This is a genomic window from Streptomyces sp. NPDC060000 (assembly GCF_042737375.1).
Lineage (GTDB): Bacteria > Actinomycetota > Actinomycetes > Streptomycetales > Streptomycetaceae > Streptomyces.
In genome coordinates, this window is sequence record NZ_JBHWUU010000091.1 from 24,694 (window position 1) to 38,998 (window position 14,305).

General features: G+C 71.7%; 9 protein-coding genes and 1 pseudogene. 6 read left to right on the forward strand and 4 right to left on the reverse strand.

Annotated features, from left to right (window positions below):
* The first annotated feature begins 2 nt into the window (after positions 1-2).
* On the forward strand, positions 3-3,407 hold the full coding sequence (locus ACFWBB_RS35780) for a BTAD domain-containing putative transcriptional regulator (protein WP_385281248.1): 3,405 nt from the start codon (positions 3-5) through the stop codon (positions 3,405-3,407).
* 131 nt (positions 3,408-3,538) lie between these two features.
* Here the strand turns inward: ACFWBB_RS35780 and ACFWBB_RS35785 are convergent, their stop codons facing one another.
* From ACFWBB_RS35785 to panB, 3 genes are all read right to left on the reverse strand, one after another.
* The gene (locus ACFWBB_RS35785) at positions 3,539-4,357 is read right to left on the reverse strand and encodes an ABC transporter permease (protein ID WP_385281251.1); all 819 of its coding nucleotides are present in this window, start codon (positions 4,355-4,357) and stop codon (positions 3,539-3,541) included.
* On the reverse strand, positions 4,354-5,379 hold the full coding sequence (locus ACFWBB_RS35790) for an ATP-binding cassette domain-containing protein (RefSeq protein WP_385281253.1): 1,026 nt from the start codon (positions 5,377-5,379) through the stop codon (positions 4,354-4,356). The genes ACFWBB_RS35785 and ACFWBB_RS35790 overlap by 4 nt, the downstream gene beginning before the upstream one ends.
* Positions 5,380-5,695: 316 nt before the next feature.
* Positions 5,696-6,559 (reverse strand): 3-methyl-2-oxobutanoate hydroxymethyltransferase, encoded by an 864-nt coding sequence (gene panB / locus ACFWBB_RS35795; protein ID WP_385281255.1) that lies wholly within the window; start codon positions 6,557-6,559, stop codon positions 5,696-5,698.
* A gap of 249 nt (positions 6,560-6,808) precedes the next feature.
* On the opposite strand from panB, the gene ACFWBB_RS35800 reads away from it, so the two are divergent.
* The 5 genes and pseudogenes from ACFWBB_RS35800 to ACFWBB_RS35820 form a co-directional block, all read left to right on the forward strand.
* Entirely contained in the window at positions 6,809-8,401 is a 1,593-nt protein-coding gene (locus tag ACFWBB_RS35800; RefSeq protein ID WP_385281258.1) for an MFS transporter, read from the forward strand.
* A 181-nt stretch (positions 8,402-8,582) separates the two neighbouring features.
* Positions 8,583-9,236 carry a TetR/AcrR family transcriptional regulator gene (locus ACFWBB_RS35805; RefSeq protein ID WP_385281272.1) on the forward strand — a complete coding sequence of 218 codons (654 nt, stop codon included), beginning with the start codon at positions 8,583-8,585 and terminating at the stop codon, positions 9,234-9,236.
* A gap of 181 nt (positions 9,237-9,417) precedes the next feature.
* A complete protein-coding gene (locus ACFWBB_RS35810; RefSeq protein ID WP_385281261.1) occupies positions 9,418-10,479 on the forward strand; it encodes an endonuclease/exonuclease/phosphatase family protein in 1,062 nt (353 codons plus the stop codon).
* A gap of 108 nt (positions 10,480-10,587) precedes the next feature.
* Positions 10,588-11,814, forward strand: coding sequence for an MFS transporter (locus tag ACFWBB_RS35815; RefSeq protein WP_385281263.1), 1,227 nt, complete (start codon positions 10,588-10,590; stop codon positions 11,812-11,814).
* A 100-nt stretch (positions 11,815-11,914) separates the two neighbouring features.
* Positions 11,915-12,304: pseudogene (locus ACFWBB_RS35820) on the forward strand (chitinase); the annotation flags it as partial.
* Positions 12,305-12,428: 124 nt separating this feature from the next.
* Here the strand turns inward: ACFWBB_RS35820 and ACFWBB_RS35825 are convergent.
* Positions 12,429-14,183: an NAD+ synthase gene (locus ACFWBB_RS35825; RefSeq protein ID WP_385281266.1), complete on the reverse strand. Its 1,755-nt coding sequence runs from the start codon at positions 14,181-14,183 to the stop codon at positions 12,429-12,431.
* Between the last annotated feature and the right edge of the window lie 122 nt (positions 14,184-14,305).

The following is a 14,305-nucleotide window of genomic DNA, read 5'->3' on the forward strand; positions in this document are numbered from 1 at the left end:
GAATGGACCCCGTGCGCTATCGCATCCTCGGCACCACCCAGGCACTCCGTCCGGACGGCATCGCCGTCGCCGTCGGCGGAGCGCGGCTGCGTGCCCTGCTGACCGTGCTGGCGTTACGGGCCGGCCGGAGCGTACCCGCCGGGCTGCTGGTGGAGGAGGTGTGGGCCGGGGACCCGCCCGCCGACGCGCAGGGCGCGCTCCAGGCACTGGTCGGCCGGCTGCGCCGGGCCCTCGGGGCGGGCGCGATCGACTCCGCCGACGGCGGCTACCGGCTGGCCGTCGTCCCGGACGACGTCGACCTGCACCGTTTCGAGCGCCTGACCGCCGACGGCGTCCGCGCACTCGCCGACGGCGATCCCGCCAAGGCGGCCCTCGTTCTCGACGACGCCCTCGCCCTGTGGCACGGGCCCGCCCTGGCCGACCTGCCCGACCGCACCGCCGAGGCGGCCCGCCGGGAGGCCCGCCGCCTCGACGCGGTGCGCGCCCGGCACACCGCCGCGATCGCCCTCGGCCAGGCCGAGCGCTCGCTGCCCGAACTCACCGCCCTGTGCGACGCCCATCCGCTGGACGAGCCCCTCCAGGCCCTGCGGCTGCGTGCCCTGCGCGACGCGGGCCGCACCGCTCAGGCGCTGGCCGCCTACGACGACGTCCGGCGCCTGCTGGCGGACCGCCTCGGCGCCGACCCAGGTCCCGAACTGCGGACCCTGCACGGGGACTTGCTCGGCCTCGGCGATCCGGGAGGCCCCGGGAAACCGGGAGGCCCCGGGGCGGGAGGCCCCGGGGAACCGTCCCGTCCCGTGCCGCCCGCGGCCCCGAGCGGGGCGGCCTCGCCGGCTTCCCCCGCCCTGCCGCCCCCGCCCCTCGGCAACCTCCGGGCCCGCCTCACCTCCTTCGTCGGCCGCGAGAACGACATCGCGGCCATCCGGAGCGCCCTCGCGACCGCGCGGCTCGTCACCCTGCTCGGGCCGGGCGGGGCCGGCAAGACCCGGCTGTCGCAGGAGACCGCCGAGACCGTACGGGACACCGCGCGCGACGGTGTCTGGCTGGTCGAGCTCGCGCCCGTCGCCGATCCGGACGCCGTGCCGCAGGCCGTCCTGACCGCCGTGGGTGCCCGCGAGACCGTGCTGTACGGCGCCGGTGCCGAGGAGATACGGGTCGCCGCCGAGCGCCACGACGACCCCCTGGAGCGTCTGGTCGAGCACTGCGTCCGACGCCGCATGCTGATCGTCCTCGACAACTGCGAGCATGTGGTCGAGGCGGCCGCCCGGCTCGTCGAGGAACTGCTGGCGCGCTGCTCGGAGGTGACCGTGCTGGCCACCAGCCGTGAGCCGCTCGGCGTGCCGGGGGAGGTGCTGCGCCCGCTGGATCCGCTGCCGGAACCGGTCGCGCTGCGGCTGCTCGCCGACCGGGGCGCGGCCGCCCGCCCCGGCTTCCGGACCGACGCCGACGACGAGACGGCGGCGGCCTGCGCGGAGATCTGCCGTCGTCTCGACGGCCTGCCGCTCGCCATCGAGCTGGCCGCCGCCCGGCTACGGATGTTGACTCCCCGTCAGATCGCCGACCGGCTCGACGACCGGTTCCGCCTCCTGACCTCCGGCAGCCGGACCGTCCTGCCCCGCCAGCAGACATTGCGGGCCGTCGTCGACTGGTCCTGGGACCTGCTCGACGAGGACGAACGCGACGTCCTGGCCCGCCTCTCGGTCTTCGCCCGCGGCTGCGACCTCGCCGCCGTCGAAGCGGTGTGCGGCCCGGCCGTCCCCGGTTCCCGCGCGGGTCACGACTCCCTCGCTTCGCTCGACCTGCTCTCCTCGCTGGTCGACAAGTCGCTCGTCGTCGCCGCCCCTGACCCCCGTGGTGACATGCGCTACCGGCTCCTGGAGACCGTCGCCGAGTACGCGGGTGAGCGGCTGGACGAGTCGGGGCGGCGGGCGGCCGCCGAGCGCGCGCATCTGACGTACTACCGCGAACTCGCCCGCACCACCGATCCGTTGCTGCGCGGCCCCGGTCAACGCGACGCCATCGACCGTTTCCAGCTGGAGTACGAGAACCTGCGCACCGCGCTGGGCCGCGCCATCGCGGCACGTGACGAGCAGGAGGCGCTCTGCCTGACCCTGTCCCTCGTCTGGTACTGGCAGATGCGCGACCTGCGCATCGAGGCCCGCGGCTGGTGCGTCGAGGTCATGGCCCTGGGCCCCGACCCGTTCGCCGAACCCCTGCGCCCGGCCGCGCCGGTGTGGAAGCCCTGCACCGACGCCCCGCCGCCGATGACCGGCGAGATCCTCGTGGAGGCCCGGCGCGGTGTCCACCTGACCCATCTGGCCTGTATGGACACCGAGACGGAGGGCTGGCACACCGCGACTGCGCAGGCCAAGCTGCGCCTGATCGCCGCGGCCTACGAGCCCGGCCAGCCGCAGATCTGCCGCGCACCCGGCCTGCTCTGGTTCCTCGCCGTGATGATGACCGCTGACCCGGAGCGAATCCGCGCCGTCTTCGACGCCAACGTCGACACCTGCCGCCGGACGCCCGGCTACGAGTGGGAGCTCGCCTCCTGCCTGCAGATGCGCGCCAACATCCTCGCCAACCGCGCCGACTGGGCCGAGAACGCGTTCCGTGACGCGGACGAGGCCCTGGAGATCTTCCGGCGCCTGGGCGACGCCTGGGGCACCGCCGAGGCACTCTCCGCCCGCGCCGAGGCCCATGAACGCCTGGGCGCCTACCGTGAGGCCGCCGCCGGCTACAGGGACGCCATCGAGCACGCCGAACGGCTCGGCGCCCGCTCGCAGTCCGCGGTCCTCGCCGCCCGGCTGGGCAGCGCGCTGCTGGAGGGAGGCGACGAGGAGCTGGGCGAACGCGTGCTGCGCGAGGTGATCGCCGGCGAGGAGCGCGCGGTCAACGAGGCCATGCACATCGCCCGCCTCTTCCTCGCCGGATGGCTCGCTGTCACCGGCCGCCGAAGCGAAGCCCGCGAGCAACTGCGCCTGCTGGGCGAGCAGTTCCACTTCGGTCACTTCGCGGTCTTCGACGCCTTCATCGTGGGCACGGAGGCCTGGCTGGACGCGCTCGACGGCCAAAGCGCGCAGGCCCTGGCCGGCATCCGGACCGCCCTGGAACGGGCCGGCGATCCGCTGTCCTTGGCCATCGCCCCGAGCCTGCGCTCCTTCTATCTCTTCGTCGCCGCGACCGCCCTGTCCCGCGTGGACGGCGGCGGCCGCGCCGCCGACGCCGCCCGCTGCCTGGGCGCCGCCGACACCCTGCTGCCGCCGCGCCACGTACCCCAGCGGGTGGAGCGCGAGGCCCGCGACCTGGCCACGGCCTGGACGCGCGATGCGCTCGGCGACGCGGAGTTCGAGCGCGCGTACGCCGAGGGCGGCAGCCTCTCCTATGAGGAGGCCACCGCCCTGGTGTGACGCGTCCGGCCGCGATGCGTCCGGCCGCGATGCGTCCGGCTGTACGCGGGCAGGTGCACGCGGCCACGTGCGCACATGTGCACGCGTCCGGTTGTTCCCCCGCGGCCGTGACGCGTCCGGCGCGTTCCGGCTCAGGTCTTCGTGCGGAACTTGTGGATCGCGACCGGCGCCATCACCGCGGTGAGCCCGATCGACCAGGCCAGCGTCACCCACAGCCCGTGCGCGACCGGCCCGCCCACCATCAGTCCGCGCGCCGCGTCCGCGAGCGAGGACAGCGGGTTGTACTCGGTGAAGTTCTGGAGCCAGCCCGGCATCGACCGGGTCGGTGCGAAGATCGACGAGCCGAACTGGAGCGGCATCAGCACCAGGAAGCCCATCGCCTGCACGGACTGCGCGCTCTTCATCAGCACACCGAGGGTGAGGAACACCCACATCAGCGCCGAGCCGAACACCGTGGCCAGCCCCACCGCGGCGAAGAGACCGGGCCAGTGGGTGATGTCGAAGCCCACCAGCACGGCCACCACCATGAGGATCACGCAGGCGACCAGCATGCGCATCAGCTCCACGACGATCTTGGCGAAGAGCACCGAGCCCCGCCCGATCGGCAGGGACCGGAAGCGGTCCATGACCCCGGAGTTGAAGTCGGTGTTGAAGCCGGTGCCCACGCCCTGGGCCATGTTCATCCCCATCATGGCCAGCAGCCCGGGAATGACGTACTGCACGTACGCCTCCTGCCCGCCGCCCAGCGACTGCCCGATCGAGCCGCCGAAGACGTACACGAACAGCAGCGTGAAGATCACCGGGAAGAGGACCGCGTCGAACATCGACTCCGGGTCCTGCCGGATCCACAGCAGGTTGCGGCGGATCAGCGCGCCGGTGTGCCGGAGATGGCTGCGCACCGGGATGCGCGCGTCGGTCGTCGTGCTGATGTCGATCGTGGCCGCGCTCATACGGCGACCTCCTCGCGGGTCTCGGTGGGCTGGGCGTCCTGCGGGGCACTGGCGCGGTGGCCGGTCAGGGACAGGAACACCTCGTCCAGGCTGGGCAGTTCGGTGGTGATGGAGGCCAGCGTGATGCCACGCGCGGTGACCGCGCCGACCACGGCGGTGAGCTGTTCGTCGCTGAGGACCGGCACCAGGACGGAGCCGCGCTCCGCGTCCACGGCCGTGGTGGCGAGCCCGGTGACGCCCAGCTCGTCGATCCACCCGGCGAGCGGCCGCAGGTGCGCCGGATCGGCCGGGCGGACCCGCAGCGCACGGCCGCCGACCTTCGCCTTCAGCTCCTCGATGCCGCCGCCCGCGATGACCTTGCCCCGGTCGACGACGGTCAGTTCGGAGGCGAGCGCCTCGGCCTCCTCCATGTACTGGGTGGTCAGCAGCACGGTGACCCCGTCCCCGACCATCGCCCTGACCTCGGTCCAAACCTCGTTGCGGGTGCGCGGGTCGAGCCCGGTGGTCGGCTCGTCCAGGAACAGAACCTGTGGCCGGCCGATCATCGACGCGGCCAGGTCGAGCCGCCGCCGCATACCGCCGGAGTACGTGCTCACCGGGCGCCTGGCGGCGTCCGTCAGCGAGAACCGCTCCAGCAGTTCGTCGGCCCGTGCTCGCGCGTCCTTGCGGGACAGGTCGAGCAGCCGCCCGATGAGGTAGAGGTTCTCCCACCCGGGGAGCTTCTCGTCCACCGAGGCGTACTGCCCGGTGAGCCCGATCACCCGGCGCAACTGCCGGGGCTGCCGTACGACGTCGTAGCCGACGACGGTGGCCTGCCCGCTGTCGGGAGCGAGCAGGGTGGACAGGATCCGTACGAGGGTGGTCTTGCCGGCGCCGTTGGGCCCGAGCACCCCCATCACGGTGCCCTCCCGCACGTCCAGGTCGACTCCGTCCAGTGCCTTGGTCTCGCCGTAGTGCTTGACCAACCCCCGAACGGTCACAGCGCTTTCGGCGCCACTGGGGTTCTTGTCGATTCGCGTCATGCCGGAACAGTCGCAACCCCCACCGACAAACCACCGACAGGACGCCGACAGCCCGCCCGCGGCGCCTACAGCCCGCCTACAGCCCACCGACAGCCGTCGGCGGCACCCCACAGCCCACCGACGCGGCAGCCCGTGGACGGGGCACACGAGGCACCCGGACACAAGGCACCTGTACACGAAGCACCCGTACACCAAGCAGCCCGCACGCGCGGCAGCCCGCCGACGGGGGAAGATCGGCGGGCTGCTCCGGTGCGGTGTTGGCTCGGTGGGTTCCAGGTGGCTTCCCGGAACCCTCCAGGTGGGTTCCAGGTGGCTTCTAGTGGACGGAGTGCTCGTCCAGCGGGAACGTTCCGCCCACGACGTCCTCGGCGAACGCCTTCGCCGCGTTGCCCATGACCTCACGCAGGTTCGCGTACTGCTTGACGAACTTCGGCACCCGGCCCCCGGTCAGTCCGAGCATGTCGGTCCACACCAGTACCTGGGCGTCCGTCTCCGGTCCGGCGCCGATGCCGACGGTCGGGATGTGCAGCACCCGCGTGACCTCGGCCGCCAGCTCCGCCGGAACCAGCTCGAGCACCACCGCGAACGCGCCCGCGTCCTGCACGGCCTTGGCGTCCCGCAGCAGCTGCTGGGCCGCCTCCTCGCCGCGTCCCTGCACGCGGTATCCCATCGAGTTCACGGACTGCGGGGTCAGGCCGATGTGCGCCATCACCGGAATCCCGGACTCGACCAGCAGCTCGATCTGCCGGTGGGAGCGCTCGCCGCCCTCCAGCTTCACGGCCCCGACCCCGGCCTCCTTCACCAGGCGGGTCGCCGAGCGCAGCGCCTGCACCGGCCCCTCCTGGTAGGAGCCGAAGGGCAGGTCGCCGACGATCAGCGCACGGCTGGTGCCCCGTACGACCGCCGCCGACAGCATGGTCATCTCGTCGAGGGTGACGGGCACGGTCGTCTCGTACCCCAGATGACAGTTGCCCGCCGAGTCGCCCACCAGCATCACCGGGATTCCGGCCTCGTCGAAGACGGAGGCGGTCATCGCGTCGTAGGCGGTGAGCATGGGCCACTTCTCGCCGCGCTCCTTGGCGAGGGCGAGGTCGCGGACGGTGATGCGGCGTGTGCCCTTTCCTCCGTACAGCGCCCTGCTGCCGTCGGAGGTCTTCTGGGCAGCCGAAAACTGCGTCATTGCACCGGCTCCTAACGTCATCTCGAGGCGCCCTCACGGCGTCCCCGGACCACCACCCATGGTGGCACCTCGTGCCAGGGAGAGCCAGAGCGCCCCCTGTGGGCAAAGCCTCAGTGCCCCCGGGGCGCAGAGCCTCGGTCCCCCAGGGCGCAGGACCCTCGGTCGACCCCGGGTAAAGCCTCAGTAAGAAAAGGGGCCGAGGAATCGATACGAGACGGTCTCGTATCGAAAATGTCCTACGCTCGATCCATGACTACTCCTGCCGTCCCGACCGCTCCGCGCATACCGGAAGCGGTGCACCGGCGTCGTTGGGCGATCCTCGGTGTCCTGATGCTGAGCCTGCTGATCGTGGTGCTCGACAACTCGATCCTGAACGTCGCGATCAAGACGATCTCGACGCCCGCCCCGACCGGCCTCGGCGCCACCCAGAGCGAGCTGGAGTGGGCGATCAACGCCTACACGCTCGTCTTCGCGGGACTGCTGTTCTCCGCCGGGCTCCTCGGCGACCGCTTCGGCCGCAAGAAGGTCCTGCTCGGCGGACTCACCGTCTTCGGCCTCGGCTCGGCGCTCGCCGCGGAATCCGGCTCGCCCGCCCAGCTCATCGCCTTCCGCGCGCTGATGGCCCTCGGCGCGGCCTTCGTGATGCCCGCGACCCTGGCCGTCCTGATGAACGTCTTCGAGCGCGAGGAGCAGCCCAAGGCGATCGGCATCTGGGCGGGTGGCGTCGGACTCGCCATCGCCATCGGACCCATCACCGGCGGTCTCCTCCTCGACCACTTCTGGTGGGGCTCGGTCTTCCTCATCAACGTGCCGATCGTGCTGCTCGCGTTCGGGCTGATGCTGTGGCTGGTGCCCGAGTCCCGGGACCCGAACCCCGGCCGCATCGACCTGGTCGGCGTCGCGCTGTCGGTCGTCGGCCTGGTCCTGCTCGTCTACGGCATCATCAAGGGCGGCGAGCTGGCCGACTTCACCGATTCGACCGTGCTGGCGACCACGGCGGCCGGCCTGCTCGTACTCGTGGCGTTCGTGGTGCACGAGAAGCGCAGCGACCATCCGTCCGTCGACATGGACTACTTCAAGAACAAGGTGTTCTCGGCCGCGATCGCCGTCATCGCCCTGGTCTTCTTCGCGCTCATGGGCGTGACCTTCTTCTCGGTCTTCTACACCCAGAGCGTGCGCGGCTACTCGCCGCTCCAGACCGGCCTGCTGATGCTGCCGCTGGCCGCCGCGCAGCTGATCTTCGCGCCGCGGGCCCGGCTGGTCGTCGACCGCATAGGGATCAGGGCCACGACCACGGCGGCGATGCTCGTCCTCGCCGCGACGCTGGCCGCGTTCGCCACGCTGGACGCCGACACCCCTATCTGGCTCCTCGAGGTCGTCTTCTTCTGCATGGGCGCCGGAATGGCCCACGTCATGACCCCCACCAGCGTCGTCATCATGCAGGCCCTGCCCCGCGAGAAGGCCGGCTCCGCCTCCGCGCTGAGCAACACCTTCCGCCAGGTCGGCGGCGCGCTCGGCATCGCCGTCCTCGGCTCCGTGCTGTCCACGTCCTACCGTGACGGCATCGAGGGCCACCTCGGCACACTGCCGGTGGGCCTGCGCGACACGGCGGGCGAGTCCATCGAGGCGACACTGGGGGTCGCCGCGAAACTCGGCGACCAGGGCAGGGCGCTGATCGCCCCCGCCAACGACGCCTTCCTGCACGCCATGCACGTCACCGCGCTGTGCGGGGCCGGGGTGGCGTTCGTGGGCGCGGTCGTGGTCGCCGTGTTCCTGCCGGGCAGGCCGAAGCCGACGCGCGAGGACGCAGCGGAGGAGGAGTTGGAGCGGGTGAAGCCGTAGGGACGGTGGCGGGGTGGTGGCCGGGAGCCGCCGTCCCGCCCTTCTCTTCGGGCGACAATCCCCCCAGTGCGACGAAAGGATCAACGACGTGAGCCTCGCCGACAGGGGGACCACCGACACGGGGGCCTCACGGACCACCGACACGGGGACCTCAGGGACCACCGACGCGGAGGCCACGCGGATCACCGACACGGGAACCACCGACACAGGGTCCGCCGTCAAGGGTGCCGGTGTGGAGCAGCCCGTCCGGGGGCGCCCCCGGAGCGAGGCCGTCGAACGGGCCATCATCGAGGGCGCGATGAAGCTGCTGGAGGACGGCGTCTCGCTCGCCGAGATCTCCATCGAGCGCATCGCCCGTACCGCGGGCGTCGGCAAGGCCGCCATCTACCGCCGCTGGAGCGGCAAGGAGGAACTCTTCGTCGACGTGCTGCGTGCCGCCGAACCCCAGGATCCCGAACTCCCCGGTACATCCATGCGGGACGACCTGATCGTGCTGCTGGAGACGGTGCGGCGCAGGGGTCTCGCCAACCGTTCCTCGGCGATCCTGCACAACGTGCACGCCCAGATGAAGAGCAGCCCGAAGATCTGGGCGGCGTACCACAACACGGCGATAGAACCCCGGCGCCGGATGGGCGTCGAGGTCCTGCGCCGGGGGCAGGCGAACGGCGAACTGCGCGCCGACCTGGATGTGGAGCTGGTGAACGACATGTTCGTCGGCCCCATGCTCGTACGCGCGATCCTGCGTCCCGACGCGGACCTCTCCGAAGAACTTCCGGAGCGCATCGTCGATACGCTGCTGGCCGGCCTACGCCCCGTCAGTTCCCCCATCACGTAACCCGAATGTGCGCGTTTCGTCACAGACCCGGTCACATGTCGCAGGACCGGAACCCGTGAGACCGCCCCGGTCGTCCTCGCCCCCGTACGGCCGTCACGGGACGGCGAGATCAAAGCCGATCATCCCCTAGGGTCGTACCCGGGGGACGGACGGTGTGCAAGGCAGGCAGTGAGGCGACGGTATGGCGCAGCAGGCGTACATGACGGAGACGGACGGCAACGGAGGCTCGGGTCCCGAGCCTCGGGGAGTTCGGCTTCGGCGCCTGATCGGCACTCTGCTCGGCCGGATCGGCGCGGGGTGGCGCGGCGATCCGCGGATCTGGCGGCGGGGTCTGGTCCTCACCGGGTTCGCGCTGGCGTTCTCCCTGGTGATGCTGATGCACGCGCGCATCCCCAACCGCTACGGCAACCTCGGCAGTCTCACGGAGACGTTCCTGCCCTGGATCGGTGTGTTCGTGCCGGTGCTGCTGGTGCTGGCGCTGGTGCGCAAGTCGGCGACCGCGCTGATCGCCGTGATCCTCCCGGCCGTTGTCTGGCTGAACCTCTTCGGAGGGCTGCTCGTCGACCGGACCGGCAGCGGCGGTGACCTCACCGTCGCCACCCACAACGTCAACGCCGACAACCCGGACCCCGCCGGCACCGCCCGTGACGTGGCCGCGTCCGAGGCCGATGTGCTGGCGCTGGAGGAGCTGACCGCCACGGCGGTGCCGGTGTACGAGAAGGCGCTGGCCGCGACGTACAAGTACCACTCGGTGCAGGGCACGGTCGGCCTGTGGAGCAGGTACCCGCTGAGCGGTGTGAAGCCCGTCGACATCAAGCTGGGCTGGACACGCGCGATGCGGGCGACGGTCGCGGCGCCCGAGGGGGAGGTCGCCGTCTACGTCGCGCATCTTCCCTCGGTGCGGGTGAAGCTCCAGGCCGGGTTCACCGCCCGGCAGCGCGACAAGAGCGCGGACGCGCTGGGTGAGGCGATCGCCGACGAGAAGCTGACCCGGGTGGTCCTGCTCGGCGATCTCAACGGCACCATGAACGACCGCTCGCTCAACGCCGTGACCTCGCAGATGCGCTCCACGCAGGGCGCTGCGGGCAGCGGCTTCGGCTTCAGCTGGCCCGCGTCGTTCCCGATGGCCCGGATCGACCAGATCATGGTCAAGGGCGTGGAGCCGGTCACCTCGTGGACGCTGCCGCAGACGGCCAGCGACCATCTGCCGGTGGCGGCGCGTGTGAAGGTCACCACACCTTAACGAGGGGGTCACCCGCTGGAATAGCGGGCCGGGGAGACTTTGTTCCGTACTTGAACATACGAAACGTATGATGAACGGAACCCGCTCTCCCTGAAAGGCAAGTTCTCCATGCCCCTGGCCCTGCTCGCCCTGGCCGTGGGTGCCTTCGGAATCGGCACCACGGAGTTCGTGATGATGGGCCTGCTGCCCGATGTCGCGGACGACCTGCATGTCTCGATCCCGACGGCCGGACACCTGGTCTCCGCGTACGCGCTCGGCGTCGTCATCGGCGCGCCGCTGCTGGCCGCGGCGACGGCACGGATGTCCCGCCGGACCGTCCTGATCTCCCTGATGGGGCTCTTCGTCGTGGGCAACGCCCTCTCGGCCTTCGCCCCCGGCTACGACTCCCTGCTCGCCGCCCGCTTCCTCAGCGGTCTCCCGCACGGCGCCTTCTTCGGCGTCGGCGCGGTGGTGGCCACCAACATGGTCGCCCCGGAGCGCAAGGCCCGCTCGGTGTCGCTGATGTTCCTCGGCCTGACCGTCGCGAACATCGCGGGCGTCCCCGTCGCCACCCTCATGGGCCAGCACCTCGGCTGGCGGGCGACCTTCCTCGGCGTCGGCGCGATCGGCCTGGCGGCGATAGCCTCCCTGGCCCTGCTGATCCCGCACGACCACAGCCAGGCGCCCGCCGTCGGGCTGCGCCGAGAGCTGGCCGCCCTGCGCTCGCTGCCGGTGTGGCTGGCGCTCGGCACCACGGTGGCCGGCTTCGGCGCCCTGTTCTCCGCGTACAGCTACATCACCCCGATGCTGACGGACTCCGCCGGGTACGCCGACTCCAGCGTGACGCTGCTGCTCGCGCTGTTCGGTGTCGGCGCGACGATCGGCAACCTGGTCGGTGGCCGCCTCGCCGACCACGCGATGCGCCCGACCCTGTTCGCAGGACTGACGTCACTGGTCCTGGTCCTGGCCCTGTTCCCGCTGCTGATGACGACGGCGTGGGGTGGAGCGCTGGCCGTCGTCCTGCTGGGCATCGCGGCGTTCGTGACGGGTTCGCCGCTGAACCTGATGGTGATGGAGAAGGCGGCCGCGGGTCCCTCCCTCGCCTCCTCCGCCAACCAGGCGGCCTTCAACATGGCCAACGCCGGCGGCGCCTGGATCGGCGGCCTGGCCCTCACGGCAGGCTTCGGCGCCACCTCGCCCGCGCTGGCGGGCGCCGTCCTGGCGGTCCTGGGCCTGGTCGTGGCGGGCGTCGCGGCCATGGTCGACGCGCGCCGGGCCCCGCAGACCACCGGCCGCGAGCGTGTCGTCGCGACGCACGTACCGCGGACCGCGGCGGAGGCGGGGGCTCGTCACTGACGCCGGCCATGTCGGTGATCGGCGAGAACCAGGTGACCGTCGAGCGCGCCCGGCGTGCCGTCCACGCGGGCGACGCCCTGCGCCGGCGGTTCACCGTCGCCGCGTGGACGTCGTCAGCCTCATGACCTTCGCCTACTACGACGGCGCCGCCCACGACCTGGCGGCCGACACCGAGACGGCCGCCCAGGGCCTGCACGACCAACTGGCCGTGCTCCACCCGAAGAAGAGCTCCGCGAAGCTGTGGAGCATGATCGGCGTCATCGAGATGCCCGGCATCGACGACTACGGCCCCGAGGAGACCTTCACCGCGAGGGACGCGGTCACCGTGGAGCAGCGGGCCGAGGCCAAGAGGATCGACACGCTGTCCTTCTGGGCGCTCCAGCGCGACAACGGCGGCTGCCCGGGCACCGGCGGCTCCGACTCGTGCTCCGGGATCGCCCAGGACACGTGGGCCGTCAGCCATGCCTTCGAACGGTTCACGAACGGCGGCCACCGGTAGCCCGCATCACCGCGCACGCGAAGGCCCGGCCGCAGCACGCGACCGGGCCAGGCCCGGCTGAGGTCCGAGGTCCGAAGTCCGAAGTCCGGGGACCGGGGCCGGGGCCGGAGGGCGGTCACACCGACTCGCGCCAGGCGTTCGTGATCGGCAGACGGCGGTCCTTGCCGAAGCCCTTCGCCGAGATCTTCGTGCCCGGCGGGTACTGACGCCGCTTGTACTCGGCGGTGTCCACCATGCGCAGGGTCTTGACGACCAGTTCACGGTCATAGCCCGCCGCGACGATCGCGTCCGCGCCCTGGTCGAGGTCGACGTACAGCTCGAGGATGGCGTCCAGGACCGGGTAGTCCGGGAGCGAGTCGGTGTCCACCTGGCCGGGGCGCAGCTCCGCGCTCGGCGGCTTGGTGATCGAGTTCTCGGGGATCGGCGGGGTCTGGTCCCGCTCCGCCGCGGCGCGGTTGCGCCACTCCGCGAGCCGGAAGATCCACGTCTTGTAGACGTCCTTGATGGGTCCGTACGCGCCCACCGAGTCGCCGTAGAGCGTCGAATAGCCGACCGCCAGCTCCGACTTGTTGCCGGGGGCGAGGACGATGTGGCCCTCCTGGTTGGAGAGGGCCATCAGCAGGGTTCCGCGCAGGCGGGACTGGAGGTTTTCCTCCGCCAGGCCCGTCAGGCCCAGCGAGCCCATGTACGCGTCGAACATCGGCTCGATCGCGACCGTGCGGAAGTTCAGGCCCGTCCGCCGCGCCAGCTCCGCCGCGTCGCCCTTCGAGTGGTCGGAGGAGTACTTCGACGGCATCGACACGCCGTACACGTTCTGCGCGCCCAGCGCGTCGCACGCGATCGCCGCGACGAGCGCCGAGTCGATACCGCCCGACAGCCCGATGAGCACCGACCGGAAGCCGTTCTTCGCGACGTACGCGCGCAGGCCCACGACCAGCGCCGAGTAGATCTCCTCGGCGTCGTCCAGCCGCTCCGCGTACCCGCCGCTGAGCTCGGGCTCGTAGGCGGGGAGCGGCTCCTCGGAGAGCACCACCCGGTCGATGCGCAGACCGTCGTCCACGACACCCGTCGGCGCGTCGGCCGAGGCCGCCGGGAGGTCGAGGTCCAGCACCACGCACCCTTCCGAGAACTGCGGCGCCCGCGCCACGACCTCGCCGTCGCGGTCGACGACGATCGAGTCGCCGTCGAAGACCAGCTCGTCCTGCCCGCCGATCATCGCGAGGTAGGCGGTGGTGCAGCCGGCCTCCTGGGCCCGCTTGCGGACCAGTTCCAGACGGGTGTCGTCCTTGTCGCGCTCGTAGGGGGAGGCGTTGACGGAGAGCAGCAGACCGGCCTCGGCGGAGCGCGCCGCGGGCACCCGGCCGCCGTCCTGCCAGAGGTCCTCACAGATGGCGAGGGCCACGTCGACGCCGTGCACCCGCAGCACCGGCATGGTGTCGCCGGGCACGAAGTAGCGGAACTCGTCGAAGACGCCGTAGTTGGGCAGGTGGTGCTTGGCGAAGGAGAGGACCACCTCACCGCCGTGGAGCACCGCCGCCGCGTTGCGGGGCGAGCCGGCCGGGCGGCCGAACTTCGGCCGGCCCCCCTCGGACCGGTCGAGGTAGCCGACGACCACCGGGAGCTCACCGAAGCCCTCCTCGGCGAGGCGCGCGGCGAGCGCGCGCAGGGCCGTGCGGGAGGCGTCGACGAAGGAGGACCGCAGGGCGAGGTCCTCCACGGGATACCCGGTCAGCGCCATCTCCGGGAACGCCACGAGATGCGCTCCCTGCTCGGCGGAGTGCCGGGTCCAGCGGAGGATCGTTTCGGTGTTGCCGACGAGGTCGCCGACGCGCGAGTCGATCTGGTTCAGAGCGAGACGAAGTTGAGGCACGCGTACCAGTGTAATCGTCAATGCGACGCGATGGGGGGCGTGGGGGGTGGGGGACCCCCAGCCCCCACGCCCCCAACCCCTGGGAAGGGGCCACGAAGCGCCTTCGATGCGCGCGGGGCACG

What these genes read in the sequence shown, in the direction of transcription:
- ACFWBB_RS35780 (WP_385281248.1), top strand. Translation starts at nt 3, where the DNA reads ATGGACCCCGTGCGCTATCGCATCCTCGGCACCACCCAGGCACTCCGT.
- ACFWBB_RS35815 (WP_385281263.1), top strand. Translation starts at nt 10,588, where the DNA reads ATGCCCCTGGCCCTGCTCGCCCTGGCCGTGGGTGCCTTCGGAATCGGC.
- ACFWBB_RS35800 (WP_385281258.1), top strand. Translation starts at nt 6,809, where the DNA reads ATGACTACTCCTGCCGTCCCGACCGCTCCGCGCATACCGGAAGCGGTG.
- panB (WP_385281255.1), bottom strand. Translation starts at nt 6,559, where the DNA reads ATGACGCAGTTTTCGGCTGCCCAGAAGACCTCCGACGGCAGCAGGGCG.
- ACFWBB_RS35810 (WP_385281261.1), top strand. Translation starts at nt 9,418, where the DNA reads ATGGCGCAGCAGGCGTACATGACGGAGACGGACGGCAACGGAGGCTCG.
- ACFWBB_RS35785 (WP_385281251.1), bottom strand. Translation starts at nt 4,357, where the DNA reads ATGAGCGCGGCCACGATCGACATCAGCACGACGACCGACGCGCGCATC.
- ACFWBB_RS35790 (WP_385281253.1), bottom strand. Translation starts at nt 5,379, where the DNA reads ATGACGCGAATCGACAAGAACCCCAGTGGCGCCGAAAGCGCTGTGACC.